At 54.5% G+C, this 15,749-nt stretch carries 13 protein-coding genes and 4 tRNA genes; 5 read left to right on the top strand and 12 right to left on the bottom strand.

Annotated features, from left to right (window positions below; all coding sequences use genetic code 11):
• Positions 1-155: 155 nt before the first annotated feature.
• From uvrD to lptM, 6 genes are all read right to left on the bottom strand, one after another.
• A complete protein-coding gene (gene uvrD, locus SK38_RS22940; RefSeq protein WP_003828957.1) occupies positions 156-2,318 on the bottom strand; it encodes a DNA helicase II in 2,163 nt (720 codons plus the stop codon).
• A gap of 88 nt (positions 2,319-2,406) precedes the next feature.
• Entirely contained in the window at positions 2,407-3,123 is a 717-nt protein-coding gene (yigB, locus tag SK38_RS22935; RefSeq protein ID WP_032945701.1) for a 5-amino-6-(5-phospho-D-ribitylamino)uracil phosphatase YigB, read from the bottom strand.
• A complete protein-coding gene (xerC, locus tag SK38_RS22930; RefSeq protein WP_032945700.1) occupies positions 3,123-4,025 on the bottom strand; it encodes a tyrosine recombinase XerC in 903 nt (300 codons plus the stop codon). The genes yigB and xerC overlap by 1 nt, the downstream gene beginning before the upstream one ends.
• Positions 4,022-4,729, bottom strand: coding sequence for a DUF484 domain-containing protein (locus SK38_RS22925; protein ID WP_008787084.1), 708 nt, complete (start codon positions 4,727-4,729; stop codon positions 4,022-4,024). The genes xerC and SK38_RS22925 overlap by 4 nt, the downstream gene beginning before the upstream one ends.
• Positions 4,726-5,550, bottom strand: a complete 825-nt coding sequence (dapF, locus tag SK38_RS22920) for a diaminopimelate epimerase (protein WP_003017933.1) — start codon at positions 5,548-5,550, stop codon at positions 4,726-4,728. The genes SK38_RS22925 and dapF overlap by 4 nt, the downstream gene beginning before the upstream one ends.
• 49 nt (positions 5,551-5,599) lie before the next feature.
• A complete protein-coding gene (lptM, locus tag SK38_RS22915; protein WP_003017937.1) occupies positions 5,600-5,803 on the bottom strand; it encodes an LPS translocon maturation chaperone LptM in 204 nt (67 codons plus the stop codon).
• Between the two features lie 138 nt (positions 5,804-5,941).
• On the opposite strand from lptM, the gene cyaY reads away from it, so the two are divergent.
• Positions 5,942-6,262 (top strand): iron donor protein CyaY, encoded by a 321-nt coding sequence (gene cyaY, locus SK38_RS22910; RefSeq protein ID WP_003828967.1) that lies wholly within the window; start codon positions 5,942-5,944, stop codon positions 6,260-6,262.
• A 75-nt stretch (positions 6,263-6,337) separates the two neighbouring features.
• Here cyaY and cyaA read toward each other — a convergent pair whose 3' ends face one another.
• Positions 6,338-8,884, bottom strand: a complete 2,547-nt coding sequence (gene cyaA, locus SK38_RS22905) for a class I adenylate cyclase (RefSeq protein WP_048237124.1) — start codon at positions 8,882-8,884, stop codon at positions 6,338-6,340.
• Between the two features lie 394 nt (positions 8,885-9,278).
• Here cyaA and hemC point away from each other — a divergent pair, with 394 nt between their 5' ends.
• From hemC to hemY, 4 genes are read left to right on the top strand one after another with little or no spacing between them, the layout of a single operon-like run.
• A complete protein-coding gene (gene hemC / locus SK38_RS22900; protein ID WP_003841203.1) occupies positions 9,279-10,220 on the top strand; it encodes a hydroxymethylbilane synthase in 942 nt (313 codons plus the stop codon).
• Positions 10,217-10,957 (top strand): uroporphyrinogen-III synthase, encoded by a 741-nt coding sequence (gene hemD, locus SK38_RS22895; protein ID WP_048237114.1) that lies wholly within the window; start codon positions 10,217-10,219, stop codon positions 10,955-10,957. Before hemC ends, hemD begins: the two co-directional genes overlap by 4 nt.
• A gap of 21 nt (positions 10,958-10,978) precedes the next feature.
• Entirely contained in the window at positions 10,979-12,160 is a 1,182-nt protein-coding gene (gene hemX, locus SK38_RS22890) for a uroporphyrinogen-III C-methyltransferase (RefSeq protein ID WP_048237113.1), read from the top strand.
• Between the two features lie 2 nt (positions 12,161-12,162).
• Entirely contained in the window at positions 12,163-13,362 is a 1,200-nt protein-coding gene (gene hemY / locus SK38_RS22885; protein WP_048215221.1) for a protoheme IX biogenesis protein HemY, read from the top strand.
• A gap of 454 nt (positions 13,363-13,816) precedes the next feature.
• Here the strand turns inward: hemY and SK38_RS22880 are convergent.
• The 5 genes from SK38_RS22880 to thrP form a co-directional block, all read right to left on the bottom strand.
• Positions 13,817-13,893, bottom strand: a tRNA-Pro gene (locus SK38_RS22880).
• 41 nt (positions 13,894-13,934) lie between these two features.
• A tRNA-Leu gene (locus SK38_RS22875) sits at positions 13,935-14,020 on the bottom strand.
• Positions 14,021-14,040: 20 nt separating this feature from the next.
• A tRNA-His gene (locus tag SK38_RS22870) sits at positions 14,041-14,116 on the bottom strand.
• Positions 14,117-14,172: 56 nt separating this feature from the next.
• Positions 14,173-14,249 (bottom strand) — tRNA-Arg (locus SK38_RS22865).
• A gap of 102 nt (positions 14,250-14,351) precedes the next feature.
• A complete protein-coding gene (gene thrP / locus SK38_RS22860) occupies positions 14,352-15,737 on the bottom strand; it encodes a bifunctional threonine/serine APC transporter ThrP (RefSeq protein ID WP_048237112.1) in 1,386 nt (461 codons plus the stop codon).
• Positions 15,738-15,749: the final 12 nt, after the last annotated feature.

Below are 15,749 nucleotides of genomic sequence, written 5' to 3'. Positions count from 1 at the left end.
CCCCTTATACAGAAAGGTTAGCAGAGGGGAATTATTTATCTATGATTTCAGAATATTAACCGACAGATAGCCGGATGGCGGCTTCGCCTTATCCGGCCTACAAATCAAAATATTACGTTCCGCGTAGGCCTGATAAGCGCAGCGACATCAGGCGATCATACCGTTTCCAGTCTGGCGTAGGCGGCAACCAGCCATTTGATCCCCTGCCCCTGGAACGCGACCTGCAAACGACTGTGTTCGCCGCTTCCTTCCAGGTTGACGATGGTGCCCTCGCCAAATTTAGCGTGGCGCACGCGCTGGCCGAGCTTATAGCCGGTATCATTTTCCGCCATTGGCGTGCCCATCCGCTGATGGCTCACCGGGCGGCTGACAGTGGCGCGCAGGCGAACCTCTTCAACGCACGCTTCCGGCAGTTCGCCGATAAAGCGCGACGGACGATGGTAAACCTCTTTGCCGTACAGACGACGCGTTTCGGCGTAGGTCAGCGTCAGCTTTTGCATTGCGCGGGTCACGCCTACGTAAGCCAGGCGGCGCTCTTCTTCGAGGCGACCGCCTTCGTCCAGCGACATCTGGCTGGGGAACATGCCTTCTTCCATCCCGACGATAAACACCTGCGGGAACTCCAGACCTTTCGCCGAGTGCAGCGTCATCAGTTGTACCGCGTCCTGCCAGGTATCCGCCTGCCCTTCGCCCGCTTCCAGCGCAGCGTGAGACAGGAATGCCTGCAGCGGCATTAAGTCTTCGTCTTCTTCGTTGTAGCTGAACTGGCGCGTTGCCGTCACCAGTTCGTCTAAGTTTTCGATACGCGTCTGGCCTTTCTCGCCTTTTTCCTGCTCGTACATCATGCGCAGGCCGGAGTCTTTAATCACCCGGTCAGTCTGCACGTGCAGCGGCATATCGGCGGTCTCCTGCGCCAGTGCGTCAATCAGCTCCATAAAGCGCTGTAAGGCGCTGGCGGCGCGACCCGCGAGGGCTTTTTCCTGCAACAGCTCACGACAGGCCTGCCACAACGTTAGCTGGCGGTCACGGGAGGTCTGACGCACCACATCCAAAGTACGATCGCCAATCCCGCGGGTGGGCGTATTCACCACGCGCTCAAATGCGGCGTCGTCATTGCGGTTGGCGATCAGGCGTAGGTAGGAAAGCGCATCTTTGATTTCCTGGCGTTCGAAGAAGCGCATCCCTCCATAAATCCGATACGGCATGCTGGCCTGTAACAACGCCTCTTCCAGTACGCGCGACTGGGCGTTGCTGCGATACAGAATGGCGCATTGCTCCAGCGCACCACCGTTGTCCTGCCAGGTCTTGATACGATTGACCACAAAGCGCGCTTCATCGAGTTCGTTGAACGCGCAGTACAGCGAGATCGGTTCGCCGTCGACGCCGTCGGTCCACAGCTTTTTACCCAGACGCCCGTTGTTGTTTTCAATCAGGGCGTTGGCCGCGCTGAGGATATTGTTAGTCGAGCGGTAGTTCTGCTCCAGGCGAATAGTTTCTGCGCCGGGGAAATCCGTGAGAAAGCGCTGGATGTTCTCCACCTGCGCTCCGCGCCAGCCGTAGATTGACTGATCGTCATCGCCGACGATCATTACCTTGCCGGTATCGCCCGCCAGCAGGCGGATCCACGCGTACTGAATGTTGTTGGTATCCTGAAATTCGTCCACCAGGATATTGGTAAAACGTTCGCGGTAGTGCTGCAGGATATGCGGTTTGTTGAGCCACAGCTCGTGGGCGCGCAGCAGCAGCTCGGCGAAATCCACCAGCCCCGCGCGGTCACACGCTTCCTGGTAAGCCTGATACACTTTCTGCCAGGTTTGCTCAACCGGGTTGCCGTAGCTTTGCAGATGATGCGGACGCAGCCCTTCGTCTTTCTGGCTGTTGATGAACCACATCGCCTGACGCGGCGGCCACTGCTTCTCATCAAGGTTCATCGCTTTGATCAGACGCTTGAGCAAACGCAGTTGGTCTTCACTGTCGAGGATCTGAAAATCCTGCGGCAGGTTCGCATCCATATGGTGCGCGCGCAGCAGGCGGTGGGCCAGACCGTGGAATGTCCCCACCCACATACCGCCCTGGCTGGTTCCCATGATCTGGCCGATACGGTGGCGCATTTCCGCCGCCGCTTTGTTGGTAAAGGTCACCGCCATAATGGAGTACGGCGAGTTATTCTCAACCGTCAGTAACCAGGCGATACGGTGCACCAGCACGCGCGTTTTACCACTCCCCGCGCCTGCCAGAACCAGCATGTTGCTGCGTGGCGCGGCCACCGCTTCACGCTGTTTATCATTAAGGCTGTCGAGCAGGTAAGAAACGTCCATTGGCACCGCCGCGTAAAAGTAGGTAAGGCGGATAAGCGTAGCGCCATCCGCCAAAAAGCTGGGTATATATACAGAGTTCTGCTGGTGATTATATCAGCGAGGTTAGAGATGCCAACTGTGAAATTTCGATATGCGGCAGCAAACGGCTGTCTGCAGTTTGCATCAGGTCGGCATTTTCCGGTTTGATCCAGCAGGCCTGCATACCACAACGGATGGCGCCCGCGACGTCCGTCGTCAGGTCATCACCCACGTGCAGAATCTCACCCACAGGCATTTTCAGTTTTTCCGCCGCCAAGGTGTACATGTCGCTAAAGGGTTTTGATCGCCCGTCGGGACCGGCGCGCAGCACAAACTCAAAGTAATCACCCAGGCCAAACAGTTCCGGCTGCGCGTTACCGTTGGTGATCGCCACCAGCGGCCATTTGCGGGCCAGCGCCTTCAGCGTGTCATGCGTCGTCTGCGGGACTTCAATGCGGCTACGCCATTTGGCAAAATTCATCATCGCCGCATTCGCCCCCATTCTGGCTTCTGCCGCTGACAACCCCGCCTCCAGCATAGCGCGCTCTACGGCACGGTGACGCCATTGGGTAACATCGTGGTAGATTTCCGGCTCAGCGTCGCGAACGGCCTGACGTAAGCGCTGTAGGTCGCTATTTTGCAGCGAATTCAACGCCGGATGGTAATTCTGTACAAACGCGAGCGCTTCCTGCTCGGTGCGTGTGATAACGGGACGGTTATCGTAAAGGGTGTCATCAAGGTCAAAGGTGAGCGCAGAAATGCGCCCCAAAGGCCGGTAAAAACGCATTATTTCCCCCGTTTGGCGCGCGGATGCGCCGCATCGTACACTGAAGCCAGGTGTTGAAAATCAAGATGGGTATAGATTTGAGTCGTGGAGAGATTGGCATGACCCAATAACTCCTGCACTCCGCGCAGATCGCCGCTCGACTCCAGCATATGCGTCGCAAAGGAGTGACGCAATTTGTGGGGATGTACGTGGCTGTTCAGCCCCTGCTTGATACCCCATTCAGCAAAGCGTTTCTGCACATTACGCGCCGAGATGCGTTTGCCCAGTTTGGACAGAAATAGCGCATCGTCATCGCTACCAAATAGCCCGCGTAGATCCAGCCAGTGCTCAATCCACGCCACCGCGTTGCGGCCAATCGGCAGGCGACGCTCTTTACTGCCCTTACCCATCACCCACACTTCGCCGGTGTCGAGGTCGAGATGTTTAATATCCAGCCCAACCAACTCAGATAAACGCAGACCCGCGCCGTACATCACTTCCAGCATTGCTCTATCGCGCACGGCAAGGGGATCGTTGAGATCGATATCCAGCAGACGATTAACATCGTCGACATCGATATTTTTAGGGAGATGACGCGGTGCTTTCGGCGCGGAAACGCTTTTTGCCGGATTAGCTTTCAGCTCGCCCTGATTAACCAGCCAGTCGAAGAAACTGCGTAACGCGGAGAGACGCAGCGCCAGACTCGCCGGCCCCAGTCCTTTACGACGGCTGCGAACAGCAAAACTACGTACCATCGCAGCATCACATTGTTGCCAGCTTTGCAGACCGGTCTCTCCGGCTAACGCAATGATGGCATCAAGCTGACGCTGATAATTAAGCAATGTGATCGGGCTAAGCTGACGCTCAACGCCCAGATAGCGCAAAAAGCGCGCCACATCCTGAGAAAGGGGTGAATCGGTCATACGCGTTCAATCCAGCGCTCCAGCAGCTCCGGCAACATCAGCGAGATTTCCTGCAGCAATTGCGTGCCTTGCCCCTGCTGGTAATGATTAACGTCACGGCTGCTAAACAGCATCACACCCAGAGAGCCATCTTGCCCGAGCATCGACATCGCCACCGAGCCTATGGCTTTCGCCTCCGGCATCATGACCAGCAATTCCGGACCATTGAGCGGCCCAAGATAGTGCTGTGACTGACCCAGACGCTGGATACGCAGCGGTTCAAAAGCCTGACGGCTTAATGCCAGATGGGTGAATTTTGATGGCGCGCCAAGTCGCCAGCGATCCGGGAACAGACGAACCGTCGCTCCGGCCAGCCCTAACTCACGCGCCCAGCGATGAAATCGCATCAGCATGTCGTCAAGACTGCTGGCCGACACCAGCCGCCCTTGCAGATTTAACAGACGATAGAACAGGCTTTCATTGGCGTTGGCTTGTTCCATCAACAACGCCATGTTCTCTTCCAGCACGTTAATATGATTACGTGCCCGCGCCATATGCCATTCCACTAAAGAGACCGTGCCCCGCACTGGGTGCGGAACTCGCATCGCTTCAACGGCCTGGGCATTACGGATAAAAAACTCAGGATTACGTTGCAGGTAATCGACGACCGCCCGGTCGTCCAGCTCCATGAGCGTTTCCTGTAGTTCTTCCCCTGGTTGCTTCATAAGTGAATAAATCCGTCGTAGACATGTGCCGCCGGGCCAGTCATATACAGCGGATGACCCGGACCTTTCCAGGCGATATCAAGTCGACCGCCCGGTAATTCCACCCTCACTTCTTCTGCCAGCAGACCCTGCTGGATACCGACCGCAACGGCAGCGCACGCACCGCTGCCGCAGGCCTGCGTTTCACCCGCACCGCGCTCATAGACGCGCAGTCGGATATGCTCGCGTTTTACCACCTGCATAAATCCGATATTGGCGCGTTCAGGGAAGCGTTCGTGGCTTTCCAGAACCGGTCCCAGTGTTTCTACCGTGGCCGTATCAACATCATCAACCTGAATCACGCAGTGCGGGTTCCCCATTGAAACCACGCCGCACAATACTGTCTGTTCGGCCGCGCGCATAATATAGGTCTTCTCTGCTTTGTTAGCGCGAAAAGGAACCTGCGAGGGTTCAAAATTGGGTTCGCCCATATTCACCCGCACCAGCTCGTCGTCGGTTACGGTTAATACCATACGACCATTCGCGGTACTGACGCGAATATCACGTTTATTGGTCAGCCCTTTCAGGCGAACAAAACGGGCAAAACAGCGGGCACCATTGCCACACTGTGACACTTCACTGCCGTCGGCATTAAAAATACGGTAGTGGAAATCCAGCTCCGGATCATACGGAGGCTCAACCACCAGCAGTTGATCAAATCCAACGCCGAGATGTCTGTCGGCCAGGCGGCGGATCAGCTCTGGTGAGAAAAAGACATTCTGCGTTACCGCGTCGACGACCATAAAATCGTTGCCAAGGCCATGCATTTTAGAGAATTGCATCATTCACTCCGTTCACGCGGGTACAGAAATGTAAAATCTATTCCTGCCGTTAGTAATTCACCTGAGAAGGCCCATCACTAATCCCACGATCGTTTTTCTCAGGCGTAGTGGATTGCGATTGCGGCTGAACGCTCTTGGTCGGAGGCGGCGCGGTTTTATCAGCTGGCGGGAAATAGAGCGGGCCTTTTAACCCACAGCCCGTCAGGCTGAACAGAGTAAAAATGACAGCGAGTGGCTTTAACACGTTTTTCATTATGGATTGCCTGTAAAGTTCATGCTTTCTGTTTTCTATCATCGCAGGAGAAGGCGTAAAAGCAAGAGTTTGGCTAAAAACTGCATCGCGATTTATTCCACGTTATACTGCGGGCATCACGAAAAATAGGATAAGAAAATGAACGACAGTGAATTTCATCGCCTTGCTGACACCCTGTGGATGACCATTGAAGAACGTCTGGATGACTGGGATGGCGACAGCGATATCGATTGTGAGATCAACGGCGGCGTGCTGACCATCAGCTTCGAAAACGGCAGCAAAATTATCATTAACCGTCAGGAGCCGCTGCACCAGGTGTGGCTGGCGACCAAACAGGGCGGCTACCACTTTGACCTGAAAGGCGACGAATGGATCTGCGACCGAAGCGGCGAAACGTTCTGGGATCTGTTGGAACAAGCGGCAACGCAGCAGGCGGGTGAAGAGGTGAGCTTCCGTTGATTTATTTGCCGGATGCGCTTTGCTTATCCGGCCTACTGTAGGCCCGGTAAACATAGCGCCACCGGGCAAGTTAACTCACGAGAAATACTGCTGTAACAGCGGTGTGTCGTTGTCCTGACTGGCTGGCGGAACAGCGCTAATCGGCTGGGTGCGGAACGGAATCACCTGCGCGCGCCCGTCAGTTTTCACAATCTGATAGAACTGCGGCAGGTTAAAGTTGATGAAGCTGGAGCCGTAGGTAAAACGATCGTGCGACGATGAGTAGAAACGGCTGACGTCGCGTACCAACTCCTCTTTGCTACCTTCGCAGTGGTGATACACCTCGGCCCGATTGCTTTCGTCCAGAATGTAGATATTAAAGCCCTGCTCATCACCCGTTTCTTCGAAAAAGAACTGAATAATCCCTTCGCTGGCAAAACCGTCGACCACCGACGGCAGTTTCACATGGTTGGTCTCAACCTGGACGGAAAGCCCGTGCAGTTTGTTATGTGAAATCGCGCCATAGAATTCAATTGCGTTTTCCAGCTTCTGTACCGAAACGTTCAGGCGCTCGAAGAACAATCCCCACGTCTGGCCGGAAACACGCAGCGCTTTGAAACGTCCGGTTTCCTGACGGGTGCTGGAGAGGCGTAATTCGATGCACTCAGACACCAGTTGCTGGACGCGGGTGCGAATTAAACCGCGCAGATGCTGGCTATAGCAGAAGACCTCGACGCTATCTGGCGGCGCGGCATCCTGGTGCATTTTGCCCAGAATCGTTTTTAACGCTTCAATCATCGCCTGCTCGCCGTTGAAGTGCAGCGTACGCACTTCATTCCACGAGTTGCGGTACAGCAGGTCGACGCTTCCTACCAGGCAATTTTGCTCTTCGCCAAAGCTGAAGACGTCCAGCTTACGGAAATCAAAATGTACCACCTGATTACGGAATGCGGCCGTTGGGTCATATTCGAGGTTAACGATAATCGCCAGATGGCGAATTTCGCATGGGCTATAGAGCGCTTTCGGCGTTGGCGCAGGCAGTCGCAGCGGGAAGTGGTGCGACACGTCGGCGACCATTTCCTGCAGCTTCGGCAAATCAACAATGCCGTTGCCCTTAATAAACAAATGCGTACGCGAGGTCAGCAGGCCATTGAACCAGGCCCACGCCACCAGCTTGTTGAGATAGCGGTTATATTCCAGCGGCTGATGGCTGATGATCGAGTCCATGTTAGGCGCGCGGTTGTAGAGATACCAACCTGAACGGTTAGCACGACCCGGCGGTACATGGATAAAGGTCAGATTCGGTTCCGAGAGATCCGGAGATATCTGTGGGTTCACCAGCGTGACTTTACCCGGTAACGCTTCAAACGCGGCATACAGCTTACGGGTCAGCACGCCGATATCCTGCGGGCTGGCGCTGACGCTGAGGTTATTGCGCCGCGCAAAGCGGATCAGGTTACGATAGCTCTGCATCATCGCATCGAGTAGTTCGTTATGCGCTTCGCGTACCTGGTCAATCTTCCAGTTAGCGCGGTTATCCAGCATAGTCAGACGCGCGTCATCCCAGCCCCACTCATTCACTAACTGACTTAATACTTCACGACGCCAACCCACGCAGGCGCGCTCGCGGCTCAGTTTCTCACACACTTTTAAGTAGAAACATCGACGCACTAAATCCAGGCGCGTCGGATCTTCGATCGCCGTGAGGTACTCGGTAACGCGCTCCAGCATCATGCAGTAAGGGTCGAGACCAAAAGAGACGATCTCGCCATCGTGCAGGCGCTGTTTAATATCTTTCGCCAACAGGCGTGGATTTGGGTATTCCCAGGAATAGGCTTCCAGCAGCAGCGTTTTCAGCACCGCTTTGTACGGGGAGTCGATACTCTTGTACAACTGCCAGAGGCTGGCGCCAAAGTACTCTTCGGCGGAAAGCGAACTGAGTCCGCCGAGATCCAGCCATTCGTTTGGCGTTAGCACCCCCTGCGCGTAGAGCGTCATGACGTAATCGTCGTAATGCTCTTCTTCGTCGCCAGGCACCATATTCCACAGAATACGTTTACCCGCGAGGCGCACAGCGGTGCGATAGAATTCATCAAGCAACAGGATATGCTGCGTCGAGCCACAGTCTTCACCACCCAGACTGCCGCTTTCATTGTGACGGAAACGGTTTTCATCAATCAGGAAGAAACTGACCTCCACGCCCAGCGAGGCGGCCCAGCTTTCCAGCAGGCTGCATTTACGCTGCAGCAGCTGGCGCTCTTCGCTATCCAGCCAGGATTGATGGCAGACCCAGATATCAAGGTCAGAGGAACAGCTTTGCCCTACCGAAGAGGTGCTGCCCATTGAGTAAACGCCGGTGATCGGCAGTTCGCCCTTGGGAGGATCCTGCGGCGACATACCGCGGTACAGTTCCAGTTCGTTCAGGTAGTGGCGTTGGGTTTCATCAGGCGTGTAAAAGCATATGCCTTTGGGAACGTTACCATCGAGGTAACCCGGCATCAGCGGATGGTGGTAGTGCAATAATGTCGGCAGCAGACTGTATACCTGCTGGAAGGCAGGTCCCATGGCAGCAAGCGCGCGATCCACACGCAGTTGATTTATGGCATCCAGTCTCTGTTTCAGAGTCTCAATATAGAGGTACAAGACGTATCGCCTGATGTTGCTATCCGTCATGTTGTCGATTGCCGCGGCGCAAGCGCTCACAATAATCGCCATCAATTCGGATAAACCGTATGTCAAAAATAACCGTTACCTGTTTTTCGCCCATATTTTTTAATGCTGTTCAGCCGAAAAAATGGTCTAAAACGTGATCAATTTAACACCTTGCTCATTGACCGTAAAGAAAGATGCGCTACATACAAGTGTAGCACCGTTCGTTACGTGTAAATTCCTTCATACGGTCGGGAGGTTTCTCGTCATTATTCACTGCCAGTGATGATGCAGCGCCTTTTCCTCTCACTTACGTTTGAGCGTAACGCTGACATCCCTTTGATAAGGATGTTAGGATGGTCAATGATTGATAATGACGGTAACAAGCATGTTAGACAATGTTTTGAGAATTGCCACACGCCAAAGCCCCCTTGCGCTCTGGCAGGCACATTATGTCAAAGACGCCTTAATGGCAAACCACCCCGGTCTGATCGTGGAACTGGTTCCTATGGTAACCCGTGGCGATGTGATCCTTGATACCCCGCTGGCGAAGGTCGGGGGGAAAGGGTTGTTTGTTAAAGAGCTGGAAGTCGCGCTGCTGGAAAAACGCGCCGATATCGCTGTGCATTCCATGAAGGATGTGCCGGTTGAATTCCCTGACGGTCTTGGGCTGGTCACCATTTGTGAGCGAGAGGATCCGCGCGATGCTTTCGTCTCAAATAAGTACAACACGTTGGATGAACTCCCCGCAGGCAGCATCGTCGGGACATCCAGTTTGCGTCGCCAGTGCCAGTTGGCGAAGCGTCGCCCGGATCTCGTCATCCGTTCGCTGCGCGGCAACGTAGGCACGCGCCTCAGCAAACTGGATAACGGCGATTATGACGCCATTATTCTGGCGGTCGCCGGATTAAAACGTTTAGGTCTTGAGTCGCGAGTCCGCACCGCTCTGCCGCCGGAAGTCTCCCTGCCCGCTGTCGGGCAAGGCGCAGTAGGCATAGAATGTCGACTGGATGATATGCGCACTCAGGCGCTGTTAGCGCCGCTCAACCATGAAGAGACCGCGCTACGCGTCAAAGCAGAACGCGCCATGAACACCCGCCTGGAAGGGGGATGTCAGGTACCTATTGGTAGCTATGCCGAAATCATCGACGGTGAGATTTGGCTACGTGCGCTGGTCGGCGCGCCAGACGGTTCACAGATGGTATGCGGAGAACGTCGCGGCGCCACACAGGATGCCGAACAGATGGGTATCTCTCTGGCAGAAGAACTGCTGGAGAACGGTGCGCGCGCCATTCTGGCGGAAGTTTATAACGGAGAAGCCCCCGCATGAGTATTCTGGTCACCCGCCCGTCTCCCGCAGGGGAAGAGTTAGTGAGCCGACTGCGCACACTGGGGCAGGTGGCCTGGAGTTTTCCGCTCATCGAGTTTTCACCTGGTCGGGAGCTGGCAACGGTTGCTTCCCGACTGTCGGCGCTGACGGAGAACGATCTGGTCTTCGCCCTCTCGCAGCACGCCGTTACCTTTGCAGATGCCGAGCTTCAGCAGCAAGAGAAAAGCTGGCCATCTCTTCCACGTTATTTTGCCATTGGCCGTACAACGGCGCTGGCGCTGCATACTGTTAGCGGCTTCAATATTCACTACCCTCTGGATCGGGAAATTAGCGAAGTCTTGCTACAATTACCTGAATTACAAAATATTGCGGGAAAACGCGCGCTTATATTACGCGGCAACGGTGGCCGGGAGCTGATAGGTGAAACCCTGACGGCACGCGGAGCCGATGTCGATTTTTGTGAATGTTATCAACGCAGTGCAAAACATTACGATGGTGCGGAAGAAGCGATGCGCTGGCAATCCCGTGGCGTAACCACGGTGGTTGTCACCAGCGGAGAGATGCTACAACAGCTCTGGTCGCTCATTCCGCAGTGGTATCGTGAGCACTGGTTACTACGCTGTCGGCTGTTGGTCGTCAGTGAGCGTCTGGCGCACCTCGCCCGGGAACTGGGCTGGCAAGATATTAAGGTCGCTGATAACGCCGACAACGATGCGCTACTACGCGCATTACAATAACTCTCATAATGGGATGCCATAATGACGGAACAAGAAAAATCCTCCGCCGTGGTTGAAGAGACCAGGGAGGCCGTGGAAACCACGTCACAGCCAGTCAATACTGAAAAAAAGAGTAAGAACAGCACGGCGCTGATTCTGAGCGCTGTGGCGATTGCTATTGCGCTGGCTGCAGGCGTTGGGCTGTACGGCTGGGGGAAACAACAGGCAACAACACAAACGGCAACCAGCGATGCGCTGGCGAACCAGCTGACGGCGCTGCAAAAAGCGCAGGAAAGCCAAAAAGCTGAGCTGGAAGGTATTATTAAACAGCAGGCAACACAGCTGGATGAAGCCACTCGCCAGCAGGCCACGCTGGTCAAACAGCTTGATGAAGTCCAGCAGAAAGTCGCCACCATCTCCGGCAGCGATGCTGGCACATGGCTGCTGGCGCAGGCTGATTTTCTGGTGAAACTGGCCGGTCGTAAATTATGGAGCGATCAGGACGTCACCACCGCCGCTGCGCTGTTGAAAAGCGCCGACGCCAGTCTGGCAGATATGAACGACCCGAGCTTAATTACCGCGCGACGTGCGATTACTGACGACATCGCGAGCCTGTCCGCGGTGACTCAGGTCGACTATGACGGCATTATCCTGAAAGTGAATCAGCTCTCTAATCAGATTGATAACCTGCGTCTGGCCGACAACGACACCGACGATTCTCCAATGGACTCTGACAGCAGCGAGCTTTCCAGTTCGATTAGTGAATGGCGCGTCAATCTGCAAAAAAGCTGGCAGAACTTTATGGACAGCTTTATCACTATTCGCCGTCGTGATGAAACCGCCGTCCCGCTGCTGGCACCGAACCAGGATGTTTACTTACGTGAGAACATCCGTTCTCGTCTGTTAGTGGCCGCACAGGCCGTGCCGCGTCATCAGGAAGAAACATACCGCCAGGCGCTGGAAAATGTCTCCACATGGGTGCGTGCTTACTACGACACCGACGATGCAGCGACCAAAGCGTTCCTTGAAGAAGTAGACCAGCTGAGCCAGCAAAGCATCAGTATGGATGTTCCGGAAACGCTGCAGAGCCAGGCTATTCTCGACAAGTTAATGCAGACCCGCGTACGTAATTTACTGGCGCAGCCTGCCACAGCACCGGTAGCAGTAGCACCTGCGCCAGCGCCTTCGACAGACGCTCCGGCAACCGCGCCGCAAGGAGAATAATGATGCTAAAAGTATTGTTGCTCTTTGTGCTGTTGATCGCCGGGATCGTCGTCGGTCCGATGATAGCCGGTCATCAGGGTTACGTGCTGATCCAGACGGATAACTACAATATCGAAACCAGCGTTACGGGCCTGGTGATCATCCTTATCGTCGCCATGGTCGTCCTGTTTGCGATTGAATGGCTGTTGCGCCGAATTTTCCGCACCGGCGCACATACCCGTGGGTGGTTTGTGGGTCGTAAGCGTCGTCGCGCCCGTAAACAGACCGAACAGGCCCTACTCAAACTGGCGGAAGGTGACTATCAGCAGGTTGAGAAGCTGATGTCGAAAAATGCCGATCATGCAGAACAGCCGGTAGTGAATTACCTGCTGGCAGCAGAAGCGGCTCAGCAACGCGGTGACGAAGCGCGCGCCAACCAACACCTTGAGCGTGCTGCCGAACTGGCCGGAAATGATACGATCCCGGTAGAAATCGCTCGCGTTCGCCTGCAACTGGCGCGTAATGAAAATCACGCCGCACGCCACAGCGTAGACAAACTGCTGGAAGTGACGCCACGTCATCCGGAAGTGCTGCGTCTGGCTGAGCAGGCCTACATTCGCACCGGCGCATGGAGTTCCTTGCTGGATATCATCCCATCCATGGCAAAAGCGCATGTGGGTGATGACGAGCACCGCGCCATGCTGGAACAACAGGCATGGGTTGGCTTGATGGATCAAGTCCGCGCCGATCAGGGCAGCGAGGGGCTGCGTGCATGGTGGAAAAACCAGAGCCGTAAAACCCGTCATCAGGTTGCCCTGCAGGTGGCGATGGCTGAACATCTGATTGAGTGTGACGATCACGATACGGCGCAGCAGGTCATCATTGATGGTTTGAAACGTCAGTACGATGACCGCCTGGTGCTGCCGATCCCGCGTCTGAAAACCAATAATCCGGAACAGATAGAAAAAGTGCTGCGCCAGCAGATTAAAGCCGTGGGCGATCGCCCGTTGCTGTGGAGTACGCTGGGTCAGTCGTTAATGAAGCATGGGGAATGGCAGGAAGCTACGCTTGCCTTCCGTGCTGCTCTCAAACAGCGCCCGGATGCCTATGACTACGCCTGGCTTGCTGACGCGCTGGACAGACTGCACCAGCCGGAAGAAGCCGCCACCATGCGCCGTGATGGCCTGATGTTGACGCTGCAGAACAACAATCCCCCGCAGTAATTCCCTCTTGCCCGGTGGCGCCTCGCTTACCGGGCCTACATATTTTTCAATCGCATAAACAAAATCCTTCGAGAAGTCACTTGAAGGATTTTGTTTATGCATAAAAAAACGCCCGCTCGGTAAGGAGCAGGCGTTAAACAGGTCTGTATGACAACATAAATGGGTGCTTCACTCAACGTTATGTCCATGGTGTTTGATGAGGCCTGAGCGACATCTGTCTGTGGACGATAAGCACCGTAAACGGCTCTGCATCATTCCTGAGTTTATGAGGCCAGATGGCGAACATAAGAGATGGAATGAGCATCTACTCGCATATTATTGCACAACGCATGCCACGATTGCACTGCAAAAACCAGGTATTCGGACTTTTTAAGACTTCAGGAAATTCGCAGATGCGCAGGCTAAGAAGGGAAAATCTGAAAACAAAAAACCCCGCCGAAGCGGGGTTCAAAATTGGTCGGCGAGAGAGGATTCGAACCTCCGACCCACTGGTCCCAAACCAGTTGCGCTACCAAGCTGCGCTACTCGCCGTTTTACTGCTTTTTGAATTTTTAGTTCAATTCTTTAAGTCGTGGTGCGAGGGGGGGGACTCGAACCCCCACATCCTAAGGACACTAACACCTGAAGCTAGCGCGTCTACCAATTCCGCCACCTTCGCATTTCACAACTTTAAATTAATGGGGTGGCTAATGGGATTCGAACCCACGACAACTGGAATCACAATCCAGGGCTCTACCAACTGAGCTATAGCCACCACTGCAAATCTTTTACGCGGTATTAAAACCACCGCAGCTCTGGCACCCTACTAAATGGTGCGCCCGACAGGATTCGAACCTGAGACCTCTGCCTCCGGAGGGCAGCGCTCTATCCAGCTGAGCTACGGGCGCTTAGCGCCGTTGCGGGGCTGGATATTACGGAGGTCTCGGTCTTCTGTCTAGTGCTTTTTTAAAATAAATTATCGTTTGGTCATGGTTTGTGCGTTTTGTCGCTTATTCCCGCAATTTATGGGCTGTGCCATGACGATTCAGACCAAAAACCTTATAAATGAGCGTCACGGCCAGTAAGAAACCCATGCCAACAAAAAGCGACATTCGGGTATCTTCATTAAAGTACATGCCAATTAATACGCAAATCAGGAACGCCATCGTCAAATAATTCGCCCACGGGAACAGAATGGAGCGGAATGGATGACTGGCAATCGCCGCTTTATGCGCCTGACGGAAACGCAACTGGCTTATCAGGATCACAAACCACGGCACCATCCCCGGCAACACGCTGGCACTATAGACATAAACAAACACGCGCTGCGGGTTAGGAATGATGTAGTTCAGGCATGAGCCAATCAGCAGGATCGCGATAGAAATAGCCACTCCGGCAACCGGCACGCCATGGCGTGATACTTTTCCAACAACGGCAGGAAGCTGGCGATTCTTTGCCAGCGCGTAGAGCATACGCCCACAGCTGTACATGCCGCTGTTACAGCCAGACAGCGCCGCCGTCAGCACCACAAAGTTAATAATCCCTGCCGCAGCAGTAATACCAATCTTGGCAAAGGTGAGAACAAACGGGCTGCCGTTGCTGCCAATCTCATTCCACGGGAAAATAGTGACGATGACAAAAATCGCACCAACGTAGAAAATCAGAATGCGCCACAGCACTTTACCCACCGCGCTACGCAGCGTGACCTGTGGATTCTTCGCTTCCCCTGCAGTGATGCCGATCAGCTCCACGCCCTGGTAAGACGCCACAACAATACACAATGCCGTGAGGAAGCCCTTCCAGCCCCCAGCAAAGAAGCCACCGTGCTCGGTCAGGTTGCCAAAACCAATCGCCTGGCCGCCATTGCCGAAGCCGAAGAAAATCACCCCAACCCCAATGACAATCATCACAATGATGGTGGTCACTTTGATCATGGCAAACCAGAACTCAATTTCACCATACAGGCGAACCGCAGCGAGGTTTGCCAACGCAACCAGTACGACCGCGATCAGTGCGGGTATCCATTGCGCCATTTCCGGAAACCAGAACTGCACATACACCCCGATGGCGGTAATCTCTGAGATCCCCACAGCCATCCACATAAACCAGTATGACCAGGCGGTGAGATAGCCAAAGAAGGGGCTCATATAACGGTGAGCGTAAACAGCGAATGAACCTGCAACCGGCTCGAGGAATAACATCTCCCCCATAGAACGCATAATGAAAAACACGAACAGCCCGGCGACGATATACGCCAGCAGAACCGAAGGTCCCGCCCATTTCAGGGTACTGGCGGCCCCCATAAATAGCCCAACGCCAATAGTGCCCCCAAGGGCAATTAATTCGATGTGACGAGCCTCCAGCCCACGCTGTAGCTCAGGTTTGTTCTCAGCCATAAATCCTCTTGA

This window comes from Citrobacter sp. MGH110, assembly GCF_001037515.1.
GTDB classification, from domain to species: domain Bacteria; phylum Pseudomonadota; class Gammaproteobacteria; order Enterobacterales; family Enterobacteriaceae; genus Citrobacter; species Citrobacter portucalensis.
Note: the sequence above shows the minus strand (reverse complement) of the source record. Positions and strands in the feature narration are given on the sequence as shown.

Coding starts and splice junctions, on each gene's coding strand:
- uvrD (WP_003828957.1), bottom strand. CDS start 2,318: ATGGACGTTTCTTACCTGCTCGACAGCCTTAATGATAAACAGCGTGAA.
- yigB (WP_032945701.1), bottom strand. CDS start 3,123: ATGCGTTTTTACCGGCCTTTGGGGCGCATTTCTGCGCTCACCTTTGAC.
- xerC (WP_032945700.1), bottom strand. CDS start 4,025: ATGACCGATTCACCCCTTTCTCAGGATGTGGCGCGCTTTTTGCGCTAT.
- SK38_RS22925 (WP_008787084.1), bottom strand. CDS start 4,729: ATGAAGCAACCAGGGGAAGAACTACAGGAAACGCTCATGGAGCTGGAC.
- dapF (WP_003017933.1), bottom strand. CDS start 5,550: ATGCAATTCTCTAAAATGCATGGCCTTGGCAACGATTTTATGGTCGTC.
- lptM (WP_003017937.1), bottom strand. CDS start 5,803: ATGAAAAACGTGTTAAAGCCACTCGCTGTCATTTTTACTCTGTTCAGC.
- cyaY (WP_003828967.1), top strand. CDS start 5,942: ATGAACGACAGTGAATTTCATCGCCTTGCTGACACCCTGTGGATGACC.
- hemC (WP_003841203.1), top strand. CDS start 9,279: ATGTTAGACAATGTTTTGAGAATTGCCACACGCCAAAGCCCCCTTGCG.
- hemD (WP_048237114.1), top strand. CDS start 10,217: ATGAGTATTCTGGTCACCCGCCCGTCTCCCGCAGGGGAAGAGTTAGTG.
- hemX (WP_048237113.1), top strand. CDS start 10,979: ATGACGGAACAAGAAAAATCCTCCGCCGTGGTTGAAGAGACCAGGGAG.
- hemY (WP_048215221.1), top strand. CDS start 12,163: ATGCTAAAAGTATTGTTGCTCTTTGTGCTGTTGATCGCCGGGATCGTC.
- thrP (WP_048237112.1), bottom strand. CDS start 15,737: ATGGCTGAGAACAAACCTGAGCTACAGCGTGGGCTGGAGGCTCGTCAC.